Annotated in this window: 9 protein-coding genes; 7 read left to right on the forward strand and 2 right to left on the reverse strand. The window is 72.7% G+C overall.

Going from position 1 to position 10,127, the window contains the following annotated elements; translation table 11 throughout:
* Positions 1-3: 3 nt before the first annotated feature.
* Complete coding sequence (locus tag ABZ444_RS29880) at positions 4-1,047, reverse strand: polyprenyl synthetase family protein (RefSeq protein ID WP_357975182.1); 1,044 nt, start codon at positions 1,045-1,047, stop codon at positions 4-6.
* 128 nt (positions 1,048-1,175) lie between these two features.
* Here ABZ444_RS29880 and ABZ444_RS29885 point away from each other — a divergent pair, with 128 nt between their 5' ends.
* Both ABZ444_RS29885 and ispG read left to right on the forward strand, forming a co-directional pair.
* Positions 1,176-2,924: a 1-deoxy-D-xylulose-5-phosphate synthase gene (locus tag ABZ444_RS29885; RefSeq protein ID WP_358003789.1), complete on the forward strand. Its 1,749-nt coding sequence runs from the start codon at positions 1,176-1,178 to the stop codon at positions 2,922-2,924.
* Positions 2,912-4,015, forward strand: coding sequence for a flavodoxin-dependent (E)-4-hydroxy-3-methylbut-2-enyl-diphosphate synthase (gene ispG, locus ABZ444_RS29890; RefSeq protein ID WP_358003792.1), 1,104 nt, complete (start codon positions 2,912-2,914; stop codon positions 4,013-4,015). Before ABZ444_RS29885 ends, ispG begins: the two co-directional genes overlap by 13 nt.
* Before the next feature lie 111 nt (positions 4,016-4,126).
* Here the strand turns inward: ispG and ABZ444_RS29895 are convergent, their stop codons facing one another.
* Positions 4,127-5,506 carry a carbohydrate-binding protein gene (locus ABZ444_RS29895; protein ID WP_358003795.1) on the reverse strand — a complete coding sequence of 460 codons (1,380 nt, stop codon included), beginning with the start codon at positions 5,504-5,506 and terminating at the stop codon, positions 4,127-4,129.
* 165 nt (positions 5,507-5,671) lie between these two features.
* On the opposite strand from ABZ444_RS29895, the gene ABZ444_RS29900 reads away from it, so the two are divergent.
* The 5 genes from ABZ444_RS29900 (at position 5,672) to ABZ444_RS29920 (ending at position 9,890) form a co-directional block, all read left to right on the forward strand.
* On the forward strand, positions 5,672-6,853 hold the full coding sequence (locus ABZ444_RS29900; RefSeq protein ID WP_358003798.1) for a zinc-dependent alcohol dehydrogenase: 1,182 nt from the start codon (positions 5,672-5,674) through the stop codon (positions 6,851-6,853).
* A gap of 41 nt (positions 6,854-6,894) precedes the next feature.
* The gene (locus ABZ444_RS29905; protein ID WP_358003801.1) at positions 6,895-7,944 is read left to right on the forward strand and encodes an NAD-dependent epimerase/dehydratase family protein; all 1,050 of its coding nucleotides are present in this window, start codon (positions 6,895-6,897) and stop codon (positions 7,942-7,944) included.
* Positions 7,945-8,041: 97 nt separating this feature from the next.
* Positions 8,042-8,506 (forward strand): ATP-binding protein, encoded by a 465-nt coding sequence (locus tag ABZ444_RS29910; RefSeq protein WP_358003804.1) that lies wholly within the window; start codon positions 8,042-8,044, stop codon positions 8,504-8,506.
* Positions 8,507-8,575: 69 nt separating this feature from the next.
* Positions 8,576-9,475 (forward strand): dihydropteroate synthase, encoded by a 900-nt coding sequence (gene folP, locus ABZ444_RS29915; protein WP_358003807.1) that lies wholly within the window; start codon positions 8,576-8,578, stop codon positions 9,473-9,475.
* Positions 9,476-9,491: 16 nt separating this feature from the next.
* Complete coding sequence (locus ABZ444_RS29920) at positions 9,492-9,890, forward strand: DUF1992 domain-containing protein (protein WP_358003810.1); 399 nt, start codon at positions 9,492-9,494, stop codon at positions 9,888-9,890.
* The last annotated feature ends 237 nt before the right edge of the window (positions 9,891-10,127 follow it).

The following is a 10,127-nucleotide window of genomic DNA, read 5'->3' on the forward strand; positions in this document are numbered from 1 at the left end:
CCCCTACTTGGTACGGTGCGCGAGCTGGTCGGCCAGGACGGACAGCGCACTGCCGGCCTCGGGCCCGATCGGCGCCCGTGCCAGGGCGGCCGTGGCCTCGCCCACGCGTTCGTCGATCATCGACTCGACCTGGTCGAGCGCGCCGGTGTCGATGAGGATGGTGCGCAGCCCGGCGGCCTGCTCCTCGGTGAGAGCCGGGTTGCCGTGCCAGGCGCGCAGATGGCCCAGCTGCGCGGGCGAGGCGTGCGCCATGGCGTGCGCGATCATCACCGTGTGCTTGCCCTCGCGCAGGTCGTCGAGCGCCGACTTGCCGGTCTCGGCCGCCGAGCCGAACGTGCCCAGCACGTCGTCGCGCAGCTGGAACGCCTCGCCGAGCGGCACGCCGAACCGGGAGAAGGCGTCGAGCAGCTCGGGTGAGGCGCCGGCCAGGGCGCCGCCGATCTGCAACGGCCGCTCGACGGTGTACTTGGCCGTCTTGTAGCGGATCACCGTGAGCGCCTCCGTCACGCTCGCGCCGGCGCGGAGCTGGGCGAGGATGTCGAGGTACTGGCCGCTGATGACCTCGGTGCGCATGGCGTCGAAGAGGTGGTGGGCGGCGCGCAGGCGGACGGGCTCGACGCCGCACGACGACAGCAGGGTGTCGGACCAGGCCAGGCTGAGCGTGCCGAGCAGGATGCCGCCCGCGTGTCCGAACGCCTCCGCGGAGGGGCCGTCGTGGAGGTCGGCGAGGTTGCGGTGGATGGTCGCCCGGCCCCGGCGCAGCTCGCTGCCGTCCATGATGTCGTCGTGGATGAGCAGCCCGGCGTGGCACAGCTCCAGGGCCGCCGCGGCGCTGACGATCTCGTCGCAGTCGGCGCCGCCCGCGCCCCGCCAGCCCCAGTAGCACAGCAGCGGGCGGATGCGTTTGCCGCCGCCGAGGATGAACTCGGTCAGCAACCGGTAGGCCGTCTGCACGTCGGGATCGGAGACGGGCGCCTGCCACGTCTCGAGGAAGTCGGCGAGGCGTCGCTCGATCCGCGATCCGAGGTAGTGCTGAGTGAAGCTCACCGGCATCCGCTCGGCTCCTTCTGGTCGGGACGCACTACCAATAGTTACTACTTGAATACAGAGCGTGTAAAGTGTCTTGGGCCTTTCAACTATTCTTTTGGCTCACCGCAACACCGTCAGGGGATGTCATGACGACCCTGTTGCCGTCCGTTTCCACTCCCCAGGACCTGCGCGCCCTGCCCGCCGAGCTGCTGCCCGGCCTCGCCCGCGAGATCCGCGACTTCCTGGTCGAGAAGGTGAGCGCCCGCGGCGGGCACCTCGGCTCCAACCTCGGCGTCGTCGAGCTCACGATCGCCCTCCACCGCGTGTTCGACTCGCCCGGCGACGCCATCGTCTTCGACACCGGGCACCAGACGTACGTCCACAAGATCCTCACCGGGCGGCGCGACTCCTTCGACGCCCTGCGCTGCCGCGGCGGCCTCAGCGGCTACCCGAGCCGGGAGGAGTCCGTGCACGACCACGTCGACAACTCCCACGCCTCCACCGCGCTCGCCTACGCCGACGGCCTGGCCAAGGCGCGCCTGCTGACCGGCGACGCGGACCGGGCGGTGGTCGCCGTGGTCGGCGACGGCGCGCTCACCGGCGGGATGGCCTGGGAGGCGCTCAACAACCTGGGCGCCGCCCGCCACCGGCCCGTCGTCGTCGTGCTCAACGACAACGGCCGCTCCTACGCCCCCACCCACGGCGGCATCGCCGACCACCTCGCCCGGCTGCGCACGGCCGCCGACGTGACCGTCTTCGAGCAGCTCGGCCTGCGCTACCTGGGCCCGGTCGACGGCCACGACATCGCCGCGCTCGAAGCGGCCCTGCGCGCCGCCCGCGAGCTGCGCGTCCCCGTCGTGGTCCACTGCGTCACCCGCAAGGGCCGCGGCTACGACCCGGCCGAGCGCGACCACGACGAGCACCTGCACGCGATCCCGGCCACCGACCCGGCCACCGGCCGCCCCCTCGCCGCCGGGCCCGCCACCTGGACCGACGCGTTCGCCCGCCACCTGTGCGTGCTCGGCGAGCGCCGCGACGACCTGGTGGCCGTCACCGCCGCGATGCCGGGGCCGACGGGGCTGGCCCGCTTCGGGCGGCGTTTCCCGGGCCGCATGTTCGACGTCGGCATCGCCGAGCAGCAGGCCCTGGCCTCGGCGGCGGGCCTGGCCATGGCGGGCCTGCACCCCGTGGTCGCGGTCTACGCGACGTTCCTGGGGCGCGCCCTCGACCAGGTGCTGATGGACGTCGCCCTGCACCGGCTGCCGGTGACGCTCGTGCTCGACCGGGCCGGCCTCACCGGCCCCGACGGGCCCAGCCACCACGGCATGTGGGACCTGGCGGCGCTGGCCATGGTGCCCGGCATGCGGGTGGCCGCGCCGCGCGACGCCCGCCGGCTGTGCGAGCTGCTGGAGGAGGCGGTCGAGCACCCCGGGCCGACCGCGCTGCGCTTCCCCAAGGCGGTCGCCGGTCCCGAGCTCCCGCGCGTGGGGCGGGTCGGCGACGCCGACGTGCTCTTCGCGGGCGGCCCCGACGTGCTGCTGGTGGCGGTCGGGCCGATGGCCGGGCCGTGCCTGGGCGCGGCGGCCATGTTGTCGGCCGCCGGGGTCGGCGTGACGGTGGTCGATCCCCGCTGGGTGATCCCGGTCCCGGCCGGTCTGCGCGGGCCGGCCGGTGCCGCCCGGCTGGTGGTGACCGTCGAGGACGGCCTGGCCGCCTGCGGGGCCGGCGCCCTGCTCCGGCAGGAGTGCGGGCCGCGGCAGCACATCGTCAACCTCGGCCTGCCGCGCGAGTTCGTCGCGCACGGGAGCCGGGCCGGGTTGCTCGCCGAGGCCGGGCTCACCGGCCAGGGCATCGCGCACACCGTTCGAAGGGAGCTGGACAGGTGGCCGCTGTAGATCTCGGACTGCCGGTGCGACATCGGGCGCGCAGGGCGTCCAGGCAGGTCATGGTGGGGTCCGTGCCGGTGGGGGGCGACGCGCCCGTCTCGGTGCAGTCGATGACGACGACGGTGACGGCCGACGTCGACGCCACGTTGCAGCAGATCGCCGAGCTGACGGCGGCGGGCTGCCAGATCGTCCGCGTCGCGGTGCCGACCCAGGACGACGCCGACGCGCTGCCGGAGATCGCGCGGAAGTCGCAGATCCCGGTCGTCGCCGACATCCACTTCCAGCCGCGCTACGTCTTCGCCGCCATCGAGGCGGGGTGCGCGGCGGTCCGGGTCAATCCCGGGAACATCAAGAAGTTCGACGACAAGGTGGGTGAGATCGCGCGGGCCGCGTCCGGTGCGGGCGTGTCCATCCGCATCGGGGTCAACGCCGGCTCGCTCGACCCCCGGCTGCTGGCCAAGCACGGCAGGGCCACGCCGGGCGCGCTGGTGGAGTCGGCGCTGTGGGAGTGCTCGTTGTTCGAGGAGCACGGCTTCCGCGACATCAAGCTCTCCGTCAAGCACCACGACCCGCAGGTGATGACGGCGGCCTACCGGATGCTGGCCCGTAGTTGCGACTACCCGCTGCACCTCGGCGTCACCGAGGCCGGGCCGCTCATGCAGGGCACGATCAAGTCGGCGGTCGCGTTCGGGATCCTGCTCGACGAGGGCATCGGCGACACGATCCGCGTCTCGCTGTCGGCGCCTCCGGTGGAGGAGGTCAAGGTCGGGATCGGGATCCTGGAGTCGCTGGGGCTGCGGCGGCGGAGGCTGGAGATCGTCTCCTGCCCGTCGTGCGGGCGGGCCCAGGTGGATGTGTACGGGCTGGCCGAACGGGTGACCGCGGCGCTCGACGGGTTCCCCCACCCGCTGCGGGTGGCGGTGATGGGCTGCGTGGTCAACGGGCCGGGCGAGGCCAGGGAGGCGGACCTGGGGGTGGCCTCGGGCAACGGCAAGGGGCAGATCTTCGTCAGGGGCGAGGTGGTCCGCACCGTCCCCGAGTCGCGGATCGTGGAGACGCTGGTCGAGGAGGCCCTGCGGCTGGCCGGGGACACGTCCTGACGGGCACGGGAACGCATTGGCCGGACGATGTCCCTGACGGAGGAGCGGGACATCGCCCGGCCGCGCGGTCCAGGTCGTGAGGGGGTATCTCCGCCCTGGACGTCTAGGGGGTCAGACGCGCTGCCAGAGAGCCGGCACGTTCGGCGGCTCCCAGCCGGACTGGGCGGTGTGCCCCTGGAGGCAGCGGTAGGTCGAGCCGCCGTACGTCACCGTGGAGCCGGCCGTGTACGTCGTGCCCGCGGCCCACGTGCCGCCCGGGACGGTCGTGGTGACCGTCGGCGTGCTGGTCGGGCCGGGGCCGCCGCCCTGAGTGGCGAGGGTCAGGCCGTAGGTGGACAGGATCTCGTTGACCGGCTGGAAGTACGTCGTGCCGCCGGAGCTGCAGTTGCCCGAGCCGCCCGACGTCACGCCCTGGGCCTGGTCGCCGGAGATGAACGAGCCGCCGGAGTCGCCGGGCTCGGCGCAGACGTTGGTCCGCGTCACGCCGGAGACGGTGCCCTCCTGGTAGGTGACGCTGGCGTTGAGCTGCTGGACCGAGCCGCAGTGGTAACCGGTGGTCGATCCGGCGCGGCAGACGGCCGAGCCCACCTGGGCCACGGTCGAGCCGCGTACGGGCAGGATGCCGGCGCTGTAGCCGTACACCACGCCGGTCGGGGTCCACTGGCCGTTGACCTCGACCCAGGAGTAGTCGTTGCCCGGGAAGGACGAGCCGCGGAACGTGCCCATGGCGACCCGGTTGGAGCCGGACGTGCTGGACCCGGCGTTGCCGCAGTGGCCGGCGCTGACGAAGCCGCCCTGCGAGCCGGCCTTGGTCACCGAGAAGCCGACGGAGCAGCGGGTGCCGGAGCCGATGTAGTAGGCGTCGCCGCCGCGGACGTCGTAGAACAGCGTGGGCTTCTCGGCCGAGCGCACGACCTGGACGGCGGAGGTGTCCGCGCCGCTGGCCTTCACCCAGGCGGCGGCCTTGGCGGGGCTGGAGCTGAGGACGACGACGGCGTTGCTGACGACGTCCACGTACCAGACGGGGGCGGTCTTCGGGGCCTTGGCCGACGCGGCGTCGAGCCTGGCCTTGACCTGGTCGAGGCTGCTCAGCGAGCGGGCGACCACGCGGGCCTGCACACCGGCCTTGGCGATGGCGGCCACCTGCGCCGGGTCGGTGGTGGCGGTGATCGGCGTGGAGGTGGGGCCGGTCACCCAGGAGCCGGCGTAGGAGGCGCCTAACTGGGCGCGCAGGGTGGGTTCGAGGCCGGCCGCGGCGGCCTCGTTGACCAGGCGGGCCTCGGCCTGCTGGCCGGTGATGCCGAGGTCCCGGCTCATGGCGTCGACCAGGCCCTGAGGGGGGTCGGCGACGGCTTCGGCATTGGTGCGGGCGATGGAGTAGGGGGTCTCGTCCTGGGCCGTGGCGCCCTTCGCCGCGAAGGCCAGGGCCGGGACGCTGATCATGGTGACGGCGATCGCGATGCCCGCCGTCACGGTCTTCCTGGGGAGCATGTGCACGTCTCCTCGCGTACAGGGGGGTGTCTGCACGGTACGAGCCCGAATACGAGGAGTGGTCGTCTCAAAACACCCCTATCACGGTGTTATGGGGCAAACCGTTTGGAGTTCTATGTGGGGGTATGCGGGATTTGTGCCGTCCGAATCCCATCTGGAGGCGTCATGAAGGCCGTCACCTGGCACGGCAAGCGCGACGTACGGGTCGAGGAGGTCCCCGACCCGGCCATCAAGGAGCCCAACGACGCGGTGATCAGGGTGACCAGCTCCGGCATCTGCGGCTCGGACCTGCACCTGTACGAGGTGCTCGGGCCCTTCATGGCCGAGGGCGACATCCTGGGCCACGAGCCCATGGGCGTCGTCGAGGCCGTCGGGGCCGCCGTCACCGACATCAGGCCCGGCGACCGCGTCGTCATCCCGTTCAACATCTCCTGCGGACACTGCCACATGTGCGGCCTGGAGCTGTACGCGCAGTGCGAGACCACGCAGGTGAAGGAGCAGGGCATGGGCGCCGCGCTGTTCGGCTACACCAGGCTGTACGGCCAGGTGCCCGGCGGCCAGGCCGAGTACCTGCGCGTGCCCGAGGCCCAGTTCGGCCCGATCAAGGTGCCCGAGGGCCCGCCGGACGAGCGTTTCCTGTTCCTGTCCGACGTGCTGCCGACCGCCTGGCAGGCCGTCGACCATGCCGAGATCCCGGACGGCGGCAGCGTCACCGTCTTCGGCCTCGGCCCCATCGGCCAGATGTGCGCCCGCATCGCCCGCCACCTCGGCCACCGCGTGATCGGCGTGGACGGCGTCACCGAACGCCTGGAGATGGCCCGCCGCCACGGCATCGAGGTCGTGGACGGCAGCGAGACCTCCGACGTGCCCGGGGCGATCCGCGAGCTCACCTCGGGCCGCGGCACCGACTCGGTGATCGACGCCGTCGGCATGGAGGCGCACGGCTCGCCGGCCGCCAAGATCGCCCAGACGCTCACCGGGCTGCTGCCCGACGCGGTGGCCGCGCCGCTGATGTCCCACGCGGGCGTCGACCGGCTCGCCGCGCTCAACCAGGCCATCGACACCGTCCGCCGGGGCGGCGTGATCTCCGTCATCGGCGTCTACGGCGGCATGACCGACCCGATGCCGATGCTGCGCATGTTCGACAAGGGCATCACGCTGCGGATGGGCCAGGCCCACGTGCGGCGGTGGATCAACCGGCTCATGCCGCTGGTCACCGACGACTCCGACCCGCTCGGCGTCATGGACCTCACCACCCACCGCATGCGGCTGGAGGAGGCGCCGCAGGCGTACGAGATGTTCCAGAAGAAGGCGAACGGCGCGATCAAGATCGTGCTACAGCCCTGACCAGGGGTTTCACCCTCCGGAGCGCGGGCAGCGGTGCGGGCATGAGAGTCGTGGTGGTCGGGGCTACCGGCAATGTCGGCACGAGCGTCGTACGCGCGCTCGCCGCGGATGACAGCGTGACGTCGATCGTGGGCGTGGCCCGCCGGCTGCCGGGGTGGCGCATCGACCGCACCGAGTGGCGGCAGGCCGACGTCGCCACCGGCGACCTGTCCCGCATCTTCGAGGGCGCCGACGCCGTCGTGCACCTCGCGTGGCTGTTCCAGCCCACCAGGGACCCGGCCGTGACCTGGCGGGCGAACGTGCTGGGCAGCATGCGGGTGTTCCGCGCGGTGGCCGAGGCCGGGGTGCCCGCGCTGGTCCACGCGTCCTCGGTCGGCGCGTACTCGCCGGGACCCAAGGACCGGCCGGTGGACGAGAGCTGGCCCACGCACGGCTGGCCGGGCGCCGCGTACGGCCGGGAGAAGGCTTACGTCGAGCGGGTGCTCGACGTCTTCGAGCACGACCACCCGGCGATCCGCGTGGTGCGGATGCGGCCGGGGTTCATCTTCCAGCGGGCGGCGGCCACCGAGCAGCGCCGCCTGTTCGCCGGGCCGTTCCTGCCGCGCCGGCTGATCCGGCCCGGCCGCATCCCGTTCGTGCCCGACGTGCCCGGACTGCGGCTTCAGGTGCTGCACGCCGACGACGCGGCCGAGGCGTACCGGCTGGCGGTGACCAGGACGGTGTCGGGAGCCTTCAACCTGGCCGCCGAACCCGTGCTCGACCCCGCCGACCTGGCCAAACTCCTCGGCACGCGGACGATGCCGGTCACGCCCTGGCTGGCCAGGACGCTGATGTCGGCCGGCTGGCACCTGCGGCTGGTGCCGGCCTCGCCCGGACTGCTCGAACTGGCCCTGCGCATCCCCGTCATGAAGACCGACAAGGCCAGGGACGTCCTGGGCTGGCGGCCGCGGTACTCCTCGTGGGACGCCATGCGCGAGCTGCTGGACGGCCTGCACGACGGCGCCGGCATGGAGACCCCGCCGCTCGCCCCCGACGGCGGCCCGCTGGGCCGGGTCAAGGAGCTGGCCACAGGGGTCGGCGCCCACCCCTGATCCGGAGGTGTAAGGCCGCCCGGCCGGGGAAGGGGACGGTTCTCTACGCAAGGTCCAGAGGCGTGGCCTGCGTGTCGTGACGACACGAAGGAGCGCCATGGCCCTTCTGCTGACCCAGGTGTTCACCCTCCACGACGTCACCAAGCTGCGCCGCGCGGTCGCCGAGCAGGCGGAGAGCTGCGGGCTGCGCGACGGCCGGCTCGACGACTTCGTGCTCGCCGTGCACGAGAGCGTGGTCAACGCCGTGGAGCACGCGGGCGGGCGCGGGCATCTGACGTTGTGGACGGTCGACGGCGTCATCCGCTCGGAGACGACCGACCAGGGGACGGGCATCCCGCAGGCGTACCTCGACGGCGCCGTCCGGCCGGCCAGCCTCTCCTACACCGGTCGCGGCATCTACCTGATCCAGCGGTTGTGCGACGTCGTGGACTTCCGCACCGGTCCCGAGGGCACCACGGTCCGGCTCACCATGCGCCTGCCGCACCCGTCCGTCTCCCCGAGCTCCATGAAGCGGATCCGGGTCACCGGCGGCGGCGGGCCGTCCGGGCACTTCCAGGTGTGAGCGCGCGGGCGCCCGACCGCCCTGCCACGGCCCCGGGTAGGCTCGGCAGGAGACGGAAGGGGCCACTACGTGAGCGGCGGAAACAATCCCCCCGAGATCATCTCTCCGGTCCGCCGCATCGGGCGGCGGGAGTTCGATTTCGAACGCCAGATCGCCATCATGGCCATCGTCAACAGGACTCCCAACTCCTTCCACGACCAGGGGCGCACGTACGAGCTCGACCACGCGGTCGCGGCCTGCGTGCGGGCCGTCGAGGAGGGCGCCGACTGGGTGGACATCGGCGGGTTCGCCTTCAGCGCCGCCCAGGCCGCGATCGGCGTCGAGGAGGAGATCGAGCGGGTGGTCCCGGTGATCGCCGAGGTCAGGGCCGCGACCGACGCCGTCATCTCGGTCGACACCCACCGCCCCGAGGTCGCCAGGGCGGCCGTAGAGGCCGGCGCCGACGTCATCAACGACACCAACGGCCTGCGCGAGCCCGGCCTGGCCGAGGTCGCGGCCGAGACCGGCGCCAGCGTGGTCGTCACCCACAGCCTCGGCGGCCCCGGCCGGCGGGTCTTCCGCCCGAGCTACGACGACGTCGTCGCCGAGGTCGCCGGTTTCCTGCGCGAGCGGGTCTCCTTCGCGCTCAAGGCCGGCATCGCCCCAGACCGGATCATCATCGACCCGGGCCACGACCTGAACAAGAACACCTTCCACTCCCTGGAGCTGACCCGGAGGCTGGAGGAGATCACCGCGATCGGCTATCCCACCCTGGTCGCGCTGTCGAACAAGGACTTCATCGGCGAGACCATCGACCGCCCGCAGGGGGAGCGCAAGGAGGGGACGATCGCCGCGAACGTCGTCTCCATCCTCAAGGGCGCCCGGATCCTGCGGGTGCACGACGTGGCCGCGACGGTCGCGTCCGTGCGCATGACCGAGGCCGTGCTCGGCTGGCGTGGGCCGGTCGCGCCGAGCCACAACCTGGCGTGAGAGAGGAGCCGCGTCCGTGACCGACCGCAAGCCGGCGGGCATGCCGTTCGAGAGCTGGATCGACCGGCAGATCCGCGAGGCGGCCGAGCGTGGGGAGTTCGACGACCTGCCGGGCGCGGGCAAGCCGCTGCCCGGCCTCGACCGGCCGCACGACGAGATGTGGTGGATCAAGCAGAAGCTGGAGAGCGAGGGGCTGTCCATGCCGCTGCCCCCGACGCTGGCGCTGCGCAAGGAGGCCGAGGAGGCGCTGCGGCAGGCCCGCGGGGCCCGGTCCGAGACCGAGGTGCGGCAGATCCTCGAAGAGGTCAACGACAAGATCCGCGAGGCGATCAGGAAGGGCCTGCCGGGGCCGCCGCTCAACCTGATGCCCTTCGACGTCGATCACGTCGTGTCGGAGTGGCGCGAGAGCCGCTGAGCGGCGCCCGGACGAGCGGCGCGGGCCGATGCGGAAGGGGCCCGGGTTCCGGCCCGGGCCCCTTCGCCGGACGAGGGGCCCGGGTCAGGCGGGCCCCTCGGCTGGAGGCCGGGGGCCCCGGAGCCCCTAGCCGGCTCGGTGAGCTAGTGGCCCGTCTCTGAACGTTGACCCGGTAATTGATCTCGGCTGGTGAACCCGGAAAGCTGGCTGCCTCTGGAACCTGGGAGGTAGCCGTGG

Origin of the sequence: Nonomuraea sp. NPDC005730 (assembly GCF_040630865.1) — a bacterium.
Taxonomy (GTDB): Bacteria; Actinomycetota; Actinomycetes; order Streptosporangiales; family Streptosporangiaceae; genus Nonomuraea.